This is a genomic window from Aliiglaciecola aliphaticivorans, assembly GCF_054782055.1.
Genome location: NZ_BAAGTF010000059.1, coordinates 1 through 16,526, shown reverse-complemented (window position 1 = coordinate 16,526; position 16,526 = coordinate 1). Strand labels below are relative to the sequence as shown.

Sequence of the window (16,526 nt, the reverse complement as noted above, 5' to 3'; positions counted from 1 at the left end):
CTTTTTAGCTCAACGGATATTGCTACATAAACGTTTTAAAGTCACAGCAGCAATGCTCCTAGCAGCGCAAAATGCGCTACTCAAGGAAACAATATGTGTATAAAAAATGTGGGGAGCCTACAGGCTAAAGCACCCGGCTACAGGAAACCGATATGTATGTAACATGGTCTTTAGACCATGGGTTTGTTCGGAATTGTCGCGGGGCGGTAGCATGGTCTTCAGGCCATGAGGCATTTCCTCGGGGCTAAAGCACCCGGCTACAGGTTACTGATCACTTGCCAACTTTGTTGGCCGCTGGCCCAGTATTTACGTTCAAAGGGAGTTTGCGGTTCATCACTGTGATAAGGGCTCACCGAGGCAGGTTTTCCCGCTGTATTTAATGCAATTGCAAACTCTTGAATATAAATTTGCCAATTACTTCTGACTTCCAACGTTCCCCCCAAGGCAATGATTTCTTTAAAGGCAGCACACGCGTGCCATCTACGCTGCACTTGTGAGGATTTTGGATAAGGATTGGGGTACAACAAAAAGTGATGACTCAATTGCCATTGAGCAGAGCGAGCTAAACGCCAAAAATCATTCACGTCAGCCCGTATCACCAAATAATTGGGAGATTTTTCCTTATAATGTTCATGCTTATTGGTACGCAATTCAGACTTATCAATTCCTACCACTAACGCATCAGGAAACTGGGCTGCAATATGGGCGGTACTTTCCCCTACTCCACAGCAAGAATCAAAAATCAGCGGTTTTTGTAATTGAGAGTCTAACTGCAAACGCCATTTTTGTACCTGTTCAAAGGCATCTAAAGTATGCTGATTAAAGGGCTTTTGACTCGTATTCTCTAGGTGGCGACGCACCAGCTCAGGCACTTTCTCATGGGGCCCGAGCTGATTACTTGTGATACTTCGAGAATTACCCGTTTGCATAATCATATAGTTAGCTTTACAGAAGACTTAACTTCGTATTCCTACACCACGATTGATAAGTCGATATGCAATGGTAAATAACAGTAAGTTAAAACCGACCAATAGCCCTAACGACAGCACATAGTCAACATCTGAGACCCCAAGGAAACCATATCTAAACCCATTCACCATATATACGATAGGATTGGCTTTGCTGACCCATTGCCAAAATTCAGGTAACAAGGTCAACGAATAGAACACGCCCCCCAAATAGGTTAGCGGGGTAAGGACGAAAGTCGGTACCATACTAATATCATCAAACGTTTTCGCATACACAGCATTGATTAAGCCCGCTGTGGCGAACAAAGACGAGGTTAGAATGAGGGTGATGATGATAATGGCTAAGTTATGAATTTGGATATCAACAAAAAACATGGAGACTGTGGTAACGATAACACCAATTAAAATCGCTCTGGCGACACCGCCTCCCACAAAGCCCAATACAATGATCCAGCTCGGAACTGGCGCGACAAGCAACTCTTCAATGTTTCGTTGAAATTTGGCACTAAAAAAAGATGAACTTACATTGGCATATGAGTTAGTAATCACCGACATCATAATCAACCCCGGCACAATGAATTCCATGTAGGAAAACCCGCCCATTTCTCCTATGCGCGAACCAATCAGACTACCAAAAATGACAAAGTATAGTGACATGGTAATTGCTGGCGGCACTAAAGTTTGAATCCAGATCCGTAAAAAGCGAGTACATTCTTTGATCCAAATGGTTCGCAAGGCTGTGAAATTTCGATTTGCCATTATGCTGCCCCCGCCTGTTCTTTTCTGCCTTTCTCAACCATTCTGACGAATAACTCTTCCAAACGATTAGCTTTGTTGCGCATACTCAAAACCGTAACGCCTTGATCTGTTAATTGACGGAATACATCGTTCAATCCAACATCTTTATCCGCATCTACCTCTAAAGTGTGATCATCAATATTGCGAAAAGCAAAGCCTTGCAAGCTAGGAGGTGTAGACTGAACAGGTAAATCCAAGACAAAGGTTTCCATACTCAATTTCGACAACAAAGCCTTCATACTGGTATTTTCAACGATAATACCCTTATCAATAATGGCAATATTTCGACACAACATTTCTGCTTCTTCTAAATAATGGGTGGTTAAAATGATAGTAATGCCTTGCTCGTTGATTTCTTTAAGAAACGTCCACATTGAACGACGAATTTCGATGTCGACTCCGGCTGTGGGTTCATCAAGGATCAACATTTTGGGTTCGTGCATCAACGCTCTTGCAATCATTAAGCGTCGCTTCATCCCACCGGAAAGTTCCCTGGCTGGCTCATTACGCTTTTCCCATAAGTCCAATTGTTTTAGATATTTTTCCGCACGTTTTTTCGCAATATCTCGTGGCACGCCATAATAACCAGCTTGATTCACCACTATTTGGTTGAGGGTTTCAAATTGATTGAAGTTAAACTCTTGTGGTACCAAGCCAATGCAGGATTTCGCTTCGACTAACTCAGTATCTACCGAATGACCAAAGACTTTCACAGAGCCTGTTGACTTATTAACTAGCGAGCTGATGACACCTATAGTGGTCGATTTACCTGCGCCGTTTGGACCAAGTAAAGCAAAAAAATCTCCTTCGGAGACTTGTAAATTGATACCTTTTAAAGCCTGTGTACCACCTTTATAGGTTTTTGTCAGACCAGAAATGTCTAAGGCTTTCATAGCGCTTCCCAATTAACGTTTTATTTTAATTTTGTAAACCCAAACGCCTGCTTAACGCAAACTTTACCGGAGGTTCAATTGATCGAATTTGATATTACCTGAAGGTGAGAGTGTCAGGTCATTTTCCAATATGCTGCCATTTTGCCATATTTCAAGTATGAATAACCATTAAAAACACTTATTTATGCTGTTTAATCAACATCAACATTGAAAGGTTTACAGGCTGAAACAGCAGGTGTTACCTTATTCAATTAAAAAAGATATTGGCCATAATAGGAATAAAATGAGTTACGAAAAATACGCAATTGGTGAGCCGGGTCAACCTTGGGGTGATAGTGAAAAAGCCCAATGGTTAAACAATCAACAAGTGAGACGGGAATACCGGAGCGAAGTATTAACTAAACTGGATGAGCTAAAAGGTGCCTTTGAAATAGTCCAGTATGGTGCCCTGCCTTATGACCAAGGGCGTTATCCGCTATTTGCCGTTAAAACTCAATCATGGTCTAAGGATAAACCCAGCGTACTAATCACAGGCGGTGTTCATGGATATGAAACCAGCGGTGTACAAGGTGCAATTCGTTTTTTAAGCAGCCAAGCAAAAGCCTATGAGGCACACTTTAACTTTGTGGTTTTGCCGTGTTTGAGTCCCTGGGGTTATGAAACTATCAATCGCTGGGATCCAAAAGCAATAGATCCAAACCGCTCTTTTTATCCAAACTCACCGGCCCCAGAGGCTGCCCTTGCTATGGAGTATGTCAACGGATTGCAATTAGAATTGCTTGCCCACTTTGATTTACACGAAACCACTGACACCGATAACTCTGAATTTCGACCTGCACTCGGCGCAAGAGATGGAATTGAACAGAGTGTTTGGGATATTCCCGATGGATTTTATGGTGTAGGAGATAGCAACAATCCGGTACCCGATTTTCAGAAAGCCATCATCGACTCAGTAGAAAAAGTGACTCACATTGCCCCTGCAGACGACGATGGCAAACTCATAGGTACAAAGATGGAACAGCGTGGCGTTATTAATTATGACAAACGCAAACTCTTCCTCTGCGGTGGTTTTTCCGGCGCTAAATACGTCACCACCACAGAGGTATATCCAGACAGCCCGAAAGTTGACGATGAAAATTGTATACTTGCCCAAGTGGCCGCAATTACCGGCGGACTAGAATATTTGATAAATCAAAATTAACTTTATATTACGCTTCTATCTTTAGCGCCCGCACCACATAACGTAACTCAGGATTAGGGGCGGCGCTGTTAAAGGGGTAACACGTAATCAGGGTAAGCTCATCATCCACGCCTGATTCGATTAAATTGATTTGATCTTGATGGGCAATACGCACTTCCAACACCTGATAACGGCTGAGGTTATCCATAGTTTCGGTGCTAATCACATCACCAATTTTAACCTCTTGTAGCAACGAAAAGTGGGTGTCGCGATGACCGGTAATCACCGCGTTTCCCGCCTCTCCAGGAAACGGGGTACTGCTCATATGGCCGGGACCAAAGGCCATGACTCTGCCTGTCGCCCCCGCTAAAACATACAAGGTTTTATCGCCAATAGTTAACTTAGCAACCGGCCAGGTATCGGCCCACGCCCAAGGTGATATTTTTTCACCGCTGTGCAGCGACTCTATCCATGCGTCTTCAATTAAATATTGTGCCAGTAATGCTTTTGCATGAATATAACCACTTGACGCAAACAGATATGCACTTAAACCAAAACATAAAGTTGTCCATTTAAACCGCCAGATCATGTTTAACACTTTGCGTCTTAGTGGCGCTTTGTGAAAATGGCCGTACATAATCCAACCCCCATTAATAGTAAAGCTAACATCCATTGAAGCTGCGCTGGAGTAGCGGTTTGCGGTAAGCTTCCTATTGCCTGATTTTGTCCTTTTGGTAAGTGGGATTTAACCTGCGCATCTTTACTGGTACTTAATGCACTAGGTGTCACATCCACAGCCACTAAACTGGTCATTTCACTCACTAAATGATGTGCCATTGCCACTTGTTCTATCTGTTTATTCATTTCATCGTAATCTTGCCCTAACCTTTTGTCTCGCCCTAGCTGGGCAATTTTACGTCGTGCCCAAAGCACGTTTAGTCCGGTTTCACTGCCGCCCTTTTCTAATGATAAGGATTGCTGCCAATATTGATCTTTCAAAGTGCCAGTGACAGATAAATTATCAACCGCCTGATTGGCGCGGTAACTCAACATAATGGGTTCACCTTTATATAAATCGGGCAAGTTTCGAGGGTACACCTCAACATCTTCAGAAAAATTCACCTGCAAATCCCTTAGTATGGGATGGGTTAATTTAGTAAATAAGGTTTGCATCTGCTGCTGCACAGATTCGGTAGAACCAATGTAGGTAAAGGTGCCTTTTCCCATCCGCGCGGCCTCACTCATAAAAAAGCTATTGGGAGCTGAACCAATGCCGACGGTAAACAACCTAGATTGCTGTAAATTATGATGGATGTAGTTAAATAAACTCACTTCGTTGCCCACTGAGCCATCGGTGATAAAAATGACTTGGCGAATACGAGTTTCATTTTCGCTTAATTCTGAGCTTTGTTGGCCTAAAGCCAGTTGCAAAGCTGACAACATTTCAGTGCCACCATCGGCTTTTAAATTTTCAATATATTCTACAGCGCTAGATTTACTGTGAGCGTTAGCAACTCTGGGGCGCGACCACATTTTTTTAGCCGTTGAATCAAACTCCACCAAATTAAACCTGTCATGTGCTGGCAACTGCTCGATGGCATAAATAAGCGCTTGTTTTGCCTGTGGCATGGCCTCCCCTGACATAGATCCTGATGTATCAATCACAAAAATCACTTCCCTGGCAAGGCTTAAGGTATCGGTTTCCTCATCGGGCGGCATTAACATCACCATGCCATAAAAGCCGTCTTGGTGGCGCTGCACAAAATGCGCGGCTTTAGGATCTTGACCAGGCTGAGGCTGCCAACTGAGAACGAAGTCTTGATTCGCAATCATATCTTGCTGCAAAGAAATCTCGTAGACCCCAGCTTGTTTTTCTAATTGATGAATAGGGTGAAATTCACTGCGAATTTTATGCACTGAAAAGCCTGTATTCAGAGCAATGTGCATCGCTACCTTATGCATAGGTTCTGGCTCTTCTTGAACTCCAATTCTTGACCTGTCTTTATACTCAGGCTGGGTCATGCCCCAACCGCTATCAGCAATCTCTTGAGTCCCTGCATCTAGGTTCAATTTAGGTAGATATCGGGGAGTGACAGTGGTAGGAAATCGTAAACTGAATGTATCATTTTGGTAATCTACGGCTTGTTGATATTCAATAGTGACTTTAATTGATTCACCTGGGCCAATATTAGCCACTGAGTTCTTGAATAAGTTAGGTCGCTGCTGAACCAGTAAACTCGCTTTCTTACCATCTCGTTTAGCTTGTTGGTAAATTGCTTTGGCTTTTTGTTTCGGATGGATTTGACCAACAATTTTCCGCTCTCCAATCTGCATTTCTAGATGGTCAACGGCAGCATTTTCAGGCAATGGGAACACATATATACCATTTACCCACTCATCACTGGTATTAGTGAAGGTTTGAGTGACTTTAGCTCGAGCAATTAATCCGGTTATGTTCATATCTACCCGCGTATCTAACAAAGGAGAAACTAAATATCCTTGTTGACCTTGCTTTTGTAAAAAGAAACTCCCTTGCTCCACTTGTTGATAATCGTTGACATAAACAGGTGGTTGATTAGCCTGAACCGACTCATAAGATAGGTCTATTTTGAATTTTGATTGGCTAGTCGAACCCTCATCGTTACTTTCATCCTTGAAAAAGGGCGTTGCATATTGTAACGCACCTAAGGTAAAAAGTAGCGAAAGGACTATGACAAATCGCAGACGCTTAATCACTGTCTCTCTCCTATAAATTAGATGCAGTCATAGCGTGCTGCCCTTCAGCAACTCGAACTAACACTCTACGGTCAAAAAAGAAGTCTTCATTGTCAGATTCAGCAGAGACAGGTTGGGTCTCCCCAAAGGAAAGAGTAAGTACTTGCTTATCGCTTACCCCCTTAGATAAAAGATAGTCTTTTACGCTCACCACTCGTTGCTCAGACAAAGCTTGATTGTAGGAGTCGTCACCGCGGCTATCCGAAAAACCAGATAAACTCACCACTAACTGAGGATTATTTTTTAATCCTTTGGCGACTAAATCTAATTGCGGTTTAAAATGTGACTCGAGAACATGTGAAGCTGTTCGGAATTGAATATTTGATTCCATTTCCTGCATCACCCGCTCGATCTCTTTGTCCATTGCTACTAATTGCACTTGGCTTTCTCGCTCCGCTTGCTCATAACGTTTTTGCAATGCCACAAGCTCCGACGCTTGACGAGATAGTTTCGATTGAACATTGGCCAATTCGTTTTCACTTGCCTCCAATGCGTTATCGTTATTCACATCTTCAGCAATCAATACACCAAAAAGTCCTCCCACTATTGCTCCCACAGGTCCAGCAACCAGTCCACCAGCTAATGCACCAGAGCCAAAACCAATGGCTTCGTTGGTTTGCGCCTCTGTTGTTCTAGATTTAGACACACTTTCTGCAGCGAACCCATTTGCTGACAAGCTCAAAGCGATGGCGGTAAGTGGAAATAAAAGACGTTTTTTCATAATAGTTCTCCAAAAGAGTATGTTGGTTGAGATAGTGTTGTTTCGATGGAGTCTATTAAAACCTAACTTTCTGGCATGAAATGCGGGGAAAAATGGCAATGTAGTGAGCAAATGTGGCGAAAAAATGGAAATTGCCTTTATTTAGCCAAAAGGCCATGGGCAGAACAAATTTTTGCGATATAGTTAACCTCACTGAATAAGAAGAGTTAGTTAACCCGGTAGAGTAATGTCAAAACGTATTGCCATAGTTGAAGATGACCCAGCGATTAGAGAAAATTACGCATCAGCGTTGCAAAAACAGGGCTATGAAGTGTTTACCTACAGTAGTCGTATCGATGCTGAACAGGCCTTTATGCAAAGATTGCCTGACTTAGCCGTTGTTGATATTGGATTAAACGAAGAGATAGATGGGGGCTTTATGTTATGCCAACAACTACGTTCACTGTCCAAAACCTTACCGATCATCTTTTTTACCGCCAGAGATAATGATTACGACACTATTTGCGGCTTGCGCATGGGGGCTGATGACTATTTAACTAAAGATATCAGTATGCCACACCTACTCGCCCGCATTGCTGCCTTGTTCAGACGCACAGAATTGCTCAATCAACCTCAAGTTGCCACGGATTTGGTTGAAACCGGAGCCTTACTTATGGACAGCAACCGAATGACGGTCAGTTGGCATGGGCAGCCCATAGAGCTCACAGTGACGGAGTTTTGGATGCTGCATGCCATTGCTAAGTATGCAGGTCATGTGAAAAGTCGCCAACAACTTATGGATGAATCAAAGATGGTAGTCGATGATACAACCATTACCTCGCACATTAAGCGCATTCGTAAGAAATTTATGCAATTAGATGCTGAATTCAACCGCATTGAAACCGTTTACGGTATGGGTTATCGCTGGAAGTCCAGTTAATTTATGAATCGTATTCGCTTTGGCATTCGCTTAAAACTATTGTTGCTGTCTATATTTCTGTTTGCCATACCTTGGCTTGGATACCAGTATGTTTGGGAGCTGGAAAGCTACCTTCGTACTGGCCAAGAACAAACTATGGAAGGGACAGCTCGAGCTGTAGCCACTGCGCTACACGAAAGACCGTCGCTTTTTGATAGCCAATCCTCTTATTTACAAGACGTTAAGCCAGGTACAGACTTGTACGCCCATAAAATTGTTGATCCCATACAATTAGACGGTCAGTTGGATGACTGGGTTGATTACCGGCATTTATCCCTGCGTTATGGAGAAATGCAGTTAATTGAACAAAATGAATTTTATAACCCGGACAGTTTTCATTTCGAACATATGGTAGGGCAATATAGTAAGTATCTATATGCCATGTTCGAAGTGATAGATGATAATTTGGTTTACCGTCCTAAAAACAGCTTACGGGTAGACAGAAACGATTATTTATTAATTGCAGTCACCAACCCCCAAGGTGATTTTAGACGTTACATCGTTGCCCCCCAACAATCGGGGTGGGTGAACGCCTATTTATTGGATGAAAATCCAGACTCTTTGCGACCTTTGTCCTTGGAAACGGCCATTCAGGGCAACTGGTTAGAAACTGAAACGGGATACAACATAGAGCTGCGCTTTCCACTGGAAATCATGTCGAGCAAAATTGCCTTTGCCATTGCTGATGTGGATGACCCCAATACGCGCGAACGCAAATATATTATCGGTACCGCTAACCCCAATAAGTCTGACTCATTGGGTACGGTGTTAGTGCCTTCTCCAGAAATAGAGAAAATTTTGAAAGGGTTAAAATACTCTAATGCCCGAGTCTGGGTGGTAGATAAACACATGCGTGTGCTGGCCCGTTCTGGATCAATTCTAGATGCCACAGGGGTGCGCACAAGTCCCAAGTTAGACAAACGAGATACACTTTGGCATCGCATTGAACAAGATTGGTTGTTTCCAATGTATTATCAAATTCTCACCAAGCCACCAGCAGACTTTGTTGATGAATTAGAAAATGCCTACGCGCTGAAAGGTCAAGATTTAGCCAAAGCACTCACCGGAACCGCTAGTTCCCAATGGCGGTTGTCACCGGATAACAAAGCCGTAGTGCTATCTGCCGCCCATCCTATTTTTATTGATGAGCAGGTGATGGGTGCCGTTGTGGTTGAACAAACAACTCATGGTATTCGAACCTTAAGAAATCGCGCCCTAGAACAGTTATTTCACGTCATTATTGCGGTGGTGTTTTTAGGTACCGCGGCTTTGTTTTTATTTGCATCACGGATTTCATTTCGCATTAGTAAACTGCGTAACGAAACCGAATCAGCCATTGACGAAAATGGTAAAATTCTGAGCAATATTCCCCGTTCAAATACCCAAGATGAAATCGGTGATTTATCCCGAACATTTCACAGTGTGTTAGATAAATTACAGCAATATAATCATTATTTAGAAAACATGAGTTCCCGTTTGTCCCATGAACTACGCACCCCCGTCGCGATTGTGAAGTCATCATTAGAAAACTTATCCATGGAGCAAAAAAATGGCAATGATGAAAAAGAAAAGCAGCAATATATAGAGCGTGCGCAAACAGGTATACATCGTCTGAGTAAAATACTCAGCAACATGAGTGAAGCCACGCGCCTAGAACAAGCAATCCAATACAGCGAGCGAGAGAGTTTTGAACTGTCAGAGTTGCTAATTGGATGCACCGAAGGCTATCGGATTGCCTATCCACAAAATAAATTTTCGTTGAACACTCACGGGATTCAAAAAACCTTGAATGGTGCACCGGAACTCTTTGCTCAGATGCTTGATAAAGTGATCGCTAACGCTGTGGAATTCAGCCCAGATTCGAGCACTATCATTTTATCCTTAATGGAAAAAAGTGGACATATAGAACTTAGCATAGCCAATACAGGGCCTAAACTGCCTGACAATATGCATGCGCAGCTTTTGAATTCAATGGTGTCAGTGAGAGAGCATCAAGTTGAGCAAGAGGCGCATTTGGGATTAGGCCTTTATATCGCTAAGATTATCGCCGAATATCACAAAGCGAAAATCCACATCCAAAACCGCGAGGACGATAAAGGCGTAGAAGTGAAAATCCAATTGTAGGCGGTGGTTTTAGCCCCGAGAAATGCAACAAATCCATCCCCTGTAGTCGGTGGCTTTAGCCCCGAGCCCCCTCCGAGAAAAACCCGACAAATCCATGGCCTGAAGACCATGCTACCGCCCCGTGGGACGTGCAAATGTTTTCCCGGGATAAATCCCGGGCTACACAAAACGAGGGCGAAACCATCCTTGGTGAACTACCCAGCCTGACATCCATGTCAGTCGTTCAGTCGGCTAACGCTGCTTCGCAGCTAAAAATATCAAGGTCGACTCAATTCCGCACAAAACGAGGGCGAAACCATCCTTGGTGAACTACCCAGCCTGACATCCATGTCAGTCGTTCAGTCGGCTAACGCTGCTTCGCAGCTAAAAATATCAAGGTCGACTCAATTCCGCACAAAACGAGGGCGAAACCATCCTTGGTGAACCACCCAGCCTGACATCCATGTCAGTCGTTCAGTCGGCTAACGCTGCTTCGCAGCTAAAAATATCAAGGTCGACTCAATTCCGCACAAAACGAGGGCGAAACCATCCTTGGTGAACCACCCAGCCTGACATCCATGTCAGTCGTTCAGTCGGCTAACGCTGCTTCGCAGCTAAAAACAGCCTCCTTCACCCCTTAACATTTACTACTTGGGATAGGGTGTGGACGACTTCTACTAAGTCCCTTTGCATCTCCATCACTTTGTCGATACTTTTATAGGCGCTTGGGATTTCATCAATTACTCCCTCATCTTTTCGGCACTCGATACCTTGGGTTTGCGCGCTTAAATCGGCCACTGTAAAGGCCTTTTTCGCCTTTGTTCGTGACATTTTTCGCCCTGCTCCATGGGCACAACTACAAAAAGACTCGGCATTTCCCTTGCCTTTAACTATGTAAGACTTAGCCCCCATAGAACCAGGAATAATGCCTAATTCTGACTCTCTGGCCCGAATGGCTCCTTTACGCGTAACCCATACGTTGTGACCATCGTGTAGCTCTTTGTCCACAAAGTTATGGTGGCAGTTGATGGCTTCTTTAGTCACTGCAAAAGGTTTCAACCTTAACGTGAGCGAGCGCAGTACAGCCTTCATCATATGTTCACGATTCAACATGGCGTAATCTTGCGCCCACGCTACCGCTTCAACATAATCGTTAAACGACTGGGTTCCTTCCCGCAAGTAACCAAGTTCTTTGTCGGGCAAATTAATTTGATGGGTTTCCATTTCCTTGCGCGCCAAACGAATGAAATACTGACCAATCATATTACCGATGCCACGACTCCCCGAATGCAACATCACCCATACATCATCGTTTTCATCGATACAAATTTCGATAAAGTGGTTTCCCGACCCCAAGGTTCCAAGCTGGTTCGCAAATTTCCGGGCATTTCCATGTCGATTAATTTGCGGATGTTTCGCAAGAATTTTATCCAAATTCATCGCCAAAGCAGACCCACCTTGCACTTGATCATATTTATGCTGTCCGCCGGCACCTAAAGGCACTGTAGATTCAATATCATGCCTAATTTGTGCTAAGTTATCGGGCAAATCTGACGCTTTAAGAGACAAACGTACAGCATTCATACCGCAGCCAATATCCACACCCACCGCAGCGGGAATAACCGCTTCGGTTGTGGCGATCACAGACCCCACAGTTGCACCGTTACCTAAGTGGATATCAGGCATCCCGGCCACATGTTTAAAAATAAACGGTAAGCTCGCTACTCGGCGCATCTGCGCCAAGGCTTCATGCTCTACCTCATCAGTCCATATTTTGACCGGTTTTTGGTTTTCTTTCGCCGCCAACAGCGTTACTACTGGCATTTTCATTCTCCTTTTCACTGGTTCAGTCCTTGATAAAACTGCTTTGAAAACCAGTGTTAATCAACTAAATAAAGCAACGTCCTTGTCAGTTTCTCCTTGTTCGATTGACTTGCACCCTGCCAACTAAGACAGCTTAACCGTCTCCCGCAGTAACTGATCAACGCCACCATACACGTTCAAGCTAGAGACTTTCTCAGACACTTTCTCAAGTGACTCCAACTCTTTCAAACGCAACAATGTAGGATTGTTTTCCATCATTTTCGCGGTATTTTGCAAGCTTCTAGTCGCCGCAGTTTCTTCACGACGCTTGATCACGTTTGCTTCCGCCGCTTTTTGAGCCTCGACCACCTGATTAAGAATCGTTTTGATCTCACCAGGCAAGATGATGTCTTTCACCCCAACTCTCTCAAGGCGAACTCCAACTGATTGCAACTCAAGTTCAACCAACTCTTTGATCGTTTGATTCACATACAACTTGTCTTCCAACAGTGCATCCAAAGTTTTAGTGCCAACAGCTTCACGCAACGCCAATTGCATAGACTTGTAGATAAACTCGTCCAAATTATCCACTTGCTCCGCAGCGACAATTGGGTCATAGGTTTTTACAGTAGCCGTTAAATTCACACGCACAGTTACCCTGTCTTTGGTCAAAATATCCTGACCAGAAACTTCTTGATTGCGCGAACGCAAATCGTAGGTTTTCACCTCGATTGAATGACTCAACTGCCAGAAGCCATATACGCCAGCGGTTAAAGTGCGAACAAACTGGCCGTCCACATATAACAATCCAATGCGCTGGGGGTTTACTTCCACCATTGAAACCGGGGCTTTTCTTACCGAGTTTTTGGTTGCAAGCAACTTACTAGCCTCGTTTTTACCACGATATTTAATCTCATCCAGCACCGATCTTTGCACTTCAAGATCGCCAGTTAATGACACTTTGTCTAAGCGAAACTCACCCGCCGATTTCCACAAATGTAAAACCTCGCCTGGCGCTACTACACCGCAAAGTTGATCATCAACATATAACAGCCCCAACTCATCTTTGTTCACTCCCCAAACGTGCACTAGCTCTGCCACTTCTGGGTAGGTTTTAATTAAATAGAACGAGTCAGGATCTGAGTAGTACATGCTGTTTGCAATGAAAGTTTTCACTGTTAAGCTGTTACTAAAATCCCATAGACGGTGAATACCTGCCTTTAGAACCCGTTCAAATTGTTGATTTCGATACAGAAACGCAACTGAGTTTTCTGCTACCGTAAATACTTTCCTAAATTTTCCTTGTTCAGTCATTAGAACTTCTCCTTTTTATTATCGCCTCAACACCCTGTTTAAGAATGTGACATAAGGGGCAATCGGCTTGCGTGAATTGGCAGCAAGCAAGGTTGATTTGATAGGCTTAGCAATCCGAATGCTTAAGCACTGCTTCCGTGCAGTACCTACCAAATCAATGTTGTTTGTGCGAGTTCACCACAGTGGTTAATCGCTAGCCTTATGTCGGGCTATTACTATGTTTATGGGACTTGAACCCACTGGGCTTTCGCCGTACCGCTAGTAGTTAGATCATCAGTCAAACTATGTCGTTTGAGGTGCATGCGCACCGGCTTATTTTTGGTGTCTTCACTCGAGATATACACCCATGGCAGTGCCACGTGTATCAGGTTGCCGTTAGAAACAACTCCGCTTCGTTAAAAACAATTGATGTATTACAAGTGCCGTGCCAACAAAATAAAAAACTGAAATAAAAACCTAACCAACTGAAATAATTAGACTTTATGGAAATTGTTAATTTTCAACGTTGATTCTAGTTTTGAAAATAATATCTTTTAAGATATATTCATATCTATTCAGATAGGGTGAAATTTATGAATCGCAAAAATGTGATGTTTGCTATCTTAGGGTTGGTAAAAGACAACAAAGGACGCGGCGCTAAACGCTGGCAACTTTGGCGACCTACAATTAGCGCAGTGATGCAGGACGATTTCCAAGTCGATAGATTAGAGTTAATGTATGAACCCTCTGAGCTTAACTTAGCCCGCCGAATAAGCGCAGATGTAGCAGAGGTATCTCCCGCTACTGAAGTAGTGTTAGTTGAAACTGCTTGGAATGATCCTTGGGATTTTGCCGATGTGTACAATTGGTTATATCAACATGCTAGTCATTATGACTTTGACCCCGAAAAAGAAGATTATTATCTGAATATCACCACGGGTACCCACGTTAATCAAATATGCATGTTCATGTTAAGCGAAGCGCAAATCTACCCAGCCTCTAAATTGATTCAGGTTTCTCCTGATCCACAAGGCGATAATCCAGCCAAAGGCACAATCAGCATCGTCGATTTAGATCTTTCCAAATATGCGGCATTAGCAGCCCGATTTTCCGAACAATCGGCCACCGCACGCGAGTTTCTAAAAGCCGGTATTCAAACCCGCAATTCAGGATTCAATCAATTAATAGATGAAATAGAACAAGTGGCTATTAAAGCCACTGACCCCATGTTATTGGAAGGCCCAACTGGTGCGGGTAAAACCCAATTAGCAAGGCGAATATACGAATTAAAATCGTCCCGTGGTGGTGTTTCAGGGAGTTTGGTAGCGGTGAATTGCGCCACCTTAGTAGGCGACGGTGCGATGTCTGCTTTGTTTGGACATATTAAAGGGGCCTATACTGGTGCGCAGAGTGCCCGCGAAGGCTACTTGAAAAATGCCGACCAAGGCATACTATTTTTAGATGAAATTGGCGAACTAGGTATTGATGAGCAAGCTATGCTATTGCATGCCATTGAAGAGAAGCAATTTTATCCCGTAGGCAGTGATAAAGCCGTCTACAGCGATTTTCAGTTGATCGCTGGCACCAATTTAGACTTACGCAAAGCAGTAGCACAAGGTCATTTTCGGGAAGATCTGTTAGCCAGAGTTGATATATGGAATTGGCGCTTACCTGCACTAAAAGAGCGAATAGAAGATTTTGAAGCAAACCTCGACTTTGAACTACGCCAATATGCGCGGCTCAATAATGTGCACATTCGCTTTGGCAGTGAAGCCAAAAAGCGGTATTTACACTATGCCCGCAGTGAAAAAGCGATTTGGAGTGCTAACTTTCGCGACCTCAATGCCAGCGTAAAACGCATGGCAACCCTTAGTCAAGAAGGCCGCATTGGTTCGCGCACTGTAGAGGCAGAAATAGCTCGCTTAAACCAACGCTGGCATGCTAAAAGTGACACAAACAATATCGAACTAAGCCGTTACATTGACGAAGAACAGCTATCGATCATGGATGTATTCGATCAAATGCAATTGAAAAATGTCATTCAAGTATGTTTATCTTCAACAAATTTAGCCGATGCCGGTCGCAAACTATTTAACATCAGCAGAAAGAATAAAAGTAGCAGCAATGATTCCCATAGGTTACGAGTGTATTTACAGAAATTTGGGTTAAGCTTTGCCCAGCTAAACTCTGAGTTGTAAACGAATTTGTAATAAAACCTTAGTTCAACAGGTCTAATTTAAAAGACGCCAAAACCAAAAGGTAATTGAAAAGCAATGCCAACTGAAATTACATCAAAATCTAACAATAAATTGGTCAATATAGTATTGTTTATTATAGTTGCCACCTTTATTTACTTAGCTTACCAGTGGTATCAAAGTCATTTAGGTCAGCAAGCTAAGGATAAGATCCAAATCCAGATGCTCGATTTTGATGTCGCGCTAGCTAAAGCTCAAGCCCACGATAAATTAATATTGGCCGACATGTCAGCTATTTGGTGTCCCACCTGTCGTAAGTTAGACAGCACAATATTTACCAATGATAGAGTCAAAGATGTAATTGATGAGAACTTCGTTTTTGCTCGGGTAGACTACGACACAGAACAAGGGCAAGCATTCGCTGAGCGTTATCGGGTTACTGGTTACCCAGTATTGCTAATTATTAATCAAGAGGGCGAAAAGCTTACCCGGTTGCCACTGACATTTGATTCTATGGAGTTTATTGGTAATTTAAACAAAGTATTGAGTGTTCAATAAAGTTAACGCACCTACGGGATAAATCCCGTCCTACAAACCCATACCTGTAGGTGGGTGCTACCGCCCCGCACAAACCCGCTAAATCCATGGCCTAAAGACCATGCTACCGCCCCGCACAAACTCGCTAAACCCATGGCCTAAAGACCATGCTACAACCTGTAGGCTCCCCACATTTTTTATACACATATTGTTTCCTTGAGTAGCGCATTTTGCGCTGCTAGGAGCATTGCTGCTGTGACTTTAAAACGTTTATGTAGCAATATCCGTTGAGCTAAAAAGCA

Annotated in this window: 13 protein-coding genes; 5 read left to right on the top strand and 8 right to left on the bottom strand. The window is 43.4% G+C overall.

Annotated elements, in window-relative coordinates; translation table 11 throughout:
- Positions 1 to 257 precede the first annotated feature (257 nt).
- The 3 genes from trmB to ACYVIL_RS19645 are packed head-to-tail and all read right to left on the bottom strand — an operon-like array spanning position 258 to position 2,659.
- Positions 258 to 929: a tRNA (guanine(46)-N(7))-methyltransferase TrmB gene (gene trmB, locus ACYVIL_RS19655; RefSeq protein ID WP_460314380.1), complete on the bottom strand. Its 672-nt coding sequence runs from the start codon at positions 927 to 929 to the stop codon at positions 258 to 260.
- A gap of 27 nt (positions 930 to 956) precedes the next feature.
- Positions 957 to 1,727, bottom strand: coding sequence for an ABC transporter permease (locus tag ACYVIL_RS19650; RefSeq protein ID WP_303477654.1), 771 nt, complete (start codon positions 1,725 to 1,727; stop codon positions 957 to 959).
- Positions 1,727 to 2,659: an ABC transporter ATP-binding protein gene (locus ACYVIL_RS19645; protein ID WP_303477656.1), complete on the bottom strand. Its 933-nt coding sequence runs from the start codon at positions 2,657 to 2,659 to the stop codon at positions 1,727 to 1,729. Before ACYVIL_RS19645 ends, ACYVIL_RS19650 begins: the two co-directional genes overlap by 1 nt.
- Before the next feature lie 283 nt (positions 2,660 to 2,942).
- Between ACYVIL_RS19645 and ACYVIL_RS19640 the strand changes: the two genes are divergently transcribed.
- Complete coding sequence (locus ACYVIL_RS19640; protein ID WP_303477659.1) at positions 2,943 to 3,860, top strand: M14 family metallopeptidase; 918 nt, start codon at positions 2,943 to 2,945, stop codon at positions 3,858 to 3,860.
- Between the two features lie 7 nt (positions 3,861 to 3,867).
- On the opposite strand, the gene ACYVIL_RS19635 is transcribed toward ACYVIL_RS19640, so the two are convergent.
- The 3 genes from ACYVIL_RS19635 to pdsO are packed head-to-tail and all read right to left on the bottom strand — an operon-like array spanning position 3,868 to position 7,335.
- Entirely contained in the window at positions 3,868 to 4,428 is a 561-nt protein-coding gene (locus tag ACYVIL_RS19635; protein WP_460314377.1) for a class GN sortase, read from the bottom strand.
- Between the two features lie 17 nt (positions 4,429 to 4,445).
- The gene (locus ACYVIL_RS19630) at positions 4,446 to 6,575 is read right to left on the bottom strand and encodes a marine proteobacterial sortase target protein (protein WP_460314375.1); all 2,130 of its coding nucleotides are present in this window, start codon (positions 6,573 to 6,575) and stop codon (positions 4,446 to 4,448) included.
- A gap of 10 nt (positions 6,576 to 6,585) precedes the next feature.
- Positions 6,586 to 7,335, bottom strand: a complete 750-nt coding sequence (pdsO, locus tag ACYVIL_RS19625) for a sortase-associated OmpA-like protein PdsO (RefSeq protein WP_303477664.1) — start codon at positions 7,333 to 7,335, stop codon at positions 6,586 to 6,588.
- 226 nt (positions 7,336 to 7,561) lie between these two features.
- Between pdsO and pdsR the strand changes: the two genes are divergently transcribed.
- Together pdsR and pdsS are read left to right on the top strand one after the other, a co-directional pair.
- Complete coding sequence (gene pdsR / locus ACYVIL_RS19620) at positions 7,562 to 8,254, top strand: proteobacterial dedicated sortase system response regulator (protein ID WP_303477665.1); 693 nt, start codon at positions 7,562 to 7,564, stop codon at positions 8,252 to 8,254.
- 3 nt (positions 8,255 to 8,257) lie between these two features.
- Positions 8,258 to 10,417 carry a proteobacterial dedicated sortase system histidine kinase gene (gene pdsS / locus ACYVIL_RS19615; RefSeq protein WP_460314372.1) on the top strand — a complete coding sequence of 720 codons (2,160 nt, stop codon included), beginning with the start codon at positions 8,258 to 8,260 and terminating at the stop codon, positions 10,415 to 10,417.
- 609 nt (positions 10,418 to 11,026) lie between these two features.
- Here the strand turns inward: pdsS and ACYVIL_RS19610 are convergent.
- Both ACYVIL_RS19610 and ACYVIL_RS19605 read right to left on the bottom strand, forming a co-directional pair.
- Entirely contained in the window at positions 11,027 to 12,220 is a 1,194-nt protein-coding gene (locus tag ACYVIL_RS19610; RefSeq protein ID WP_460314370.1) for an RtcB family protein, read from the bottom strand.
- A gap of 123 nt (positions 12,221 to 12,343) precedes the next feature.
- Positions 12,344 to 13,513 (bottom strand): slipin family protein, encoded by a 1,170-nt coding sequence (locus ACYVIL_RS19605; RefSeq protein WP_460314368.1) that lies wholly within the window; start codon positions 13,511 to 13,513, stop codon positions 12,344 to 12,346.
- A gap of 572 nt (positions 13,514 to 14,085) precedes the next feature.
- Between ACYVIL_RS19605 and rtcR the strand changes: the two genes are divergently transcribed.
- On the top strand, positions 14,086 to 15,690 hold the full coding sequence (rtcR, locus tag ACYVIL_RS19600) for an RNA repair transcriptional activator RtcR (protein WP_460314366.1): 1,605 nt from the start codon (positions 14,086 to 14,088) through the stop codon (positions 15,688 to 15,690).
- A gap of 75 nt (positions 15,691 to 15,765) precedes the next feature.
- Entirely contained in the window at positions 15,766 to 16,245 is a 480-nt protein-coding gene (locus ACYVIL_RS19595) for a thioredoxin family protein (protein ID WP_460314364.1), read from the top strand.
- Positions 16,246 to 16,526: the final 281 nt, after the last annotated feature.

Coding starts and splice junctions, on each gene's coding strand:
- trmB (WP_460314380.1), bottom strand. CDS start 929: ATGCAAACGGGTAATTCTCGAAGTATCACAAGTAATCAGCTCGGGCCC.
- ACYVIL_RS19650 (WP_303477654.1), bottom strand. CDS start 1,727: ATGGCAAATCGAAATTTCACAGCCTTGCGAACCATTTGGATCAAAGAA.
- ACYVIL_RS19645 (WP_303477656.1), bottom strand. CDS start 2,659: ATGAAAGCCTTAGACATTTCTGGTCTGACAAAAACCTATAAAGGTGGT.
- ACYVIL_RS19640 (WP_303477659.1), top strand. CDS start 2,943: ATGAGTTACGAAAAATACGCAATTGGTGAGCCGGGTCAACCTTGGGGT.
- ACYVIL_RS19635 (WP_460314377.1), bottom strand. CDS start 4,428: ATGATCTGGCGGTTTAAATGGACAACTTTATGTTTTGGTTTAAGTGCA.
- pdsO (WP_303477664.1), bottom strand. CDS start 7,335: ATGAAAAAACGTCTTTTATTTCCACTTACCGCCATCGCTTTGAGCTTG.
- pdsR (WP_303477665.1), top strand. CDS start 7,562: ATGTCAAAACGTATTGCCATAGTTGAAGATGACCCAGCGATTAGAGAA.
- pdsS (WP_460314372.1), top strand. CDS start 8,258: ATGAATCGTATTCGCTTTGGCATTCGCTTAAAACTATTGTTGCTGTCT.
- ACYVIL_RS19610 (WP_460314370.1), bottom strand. CDS start 12,220: ATGCCAGTAGTAACGCTGTTGGCGGCGAAAGAAAACCAAAAACCGGTC.
- ACYVIL_RS19605 (WP_460314368.1), bottom strand. CDS start 13,513: ATGACTGAACAAGGAAAATTTAGGAAAGTATTTACGGTAGCAGAAAAC.
- rtcR (WP_460314366.1), top strand. CDS start 14,086: ATGAATCGCAAAAATGTGATGTTTGCTATCTTAGGGTTGGTAAAAGAC.
- ACYVIL_RS19595 (WP_460314364.1), top strand. CDS start 15,766: ATGCCAACTGAAATTACATCAAAATCTAACAATAAATTGGTCAATATA.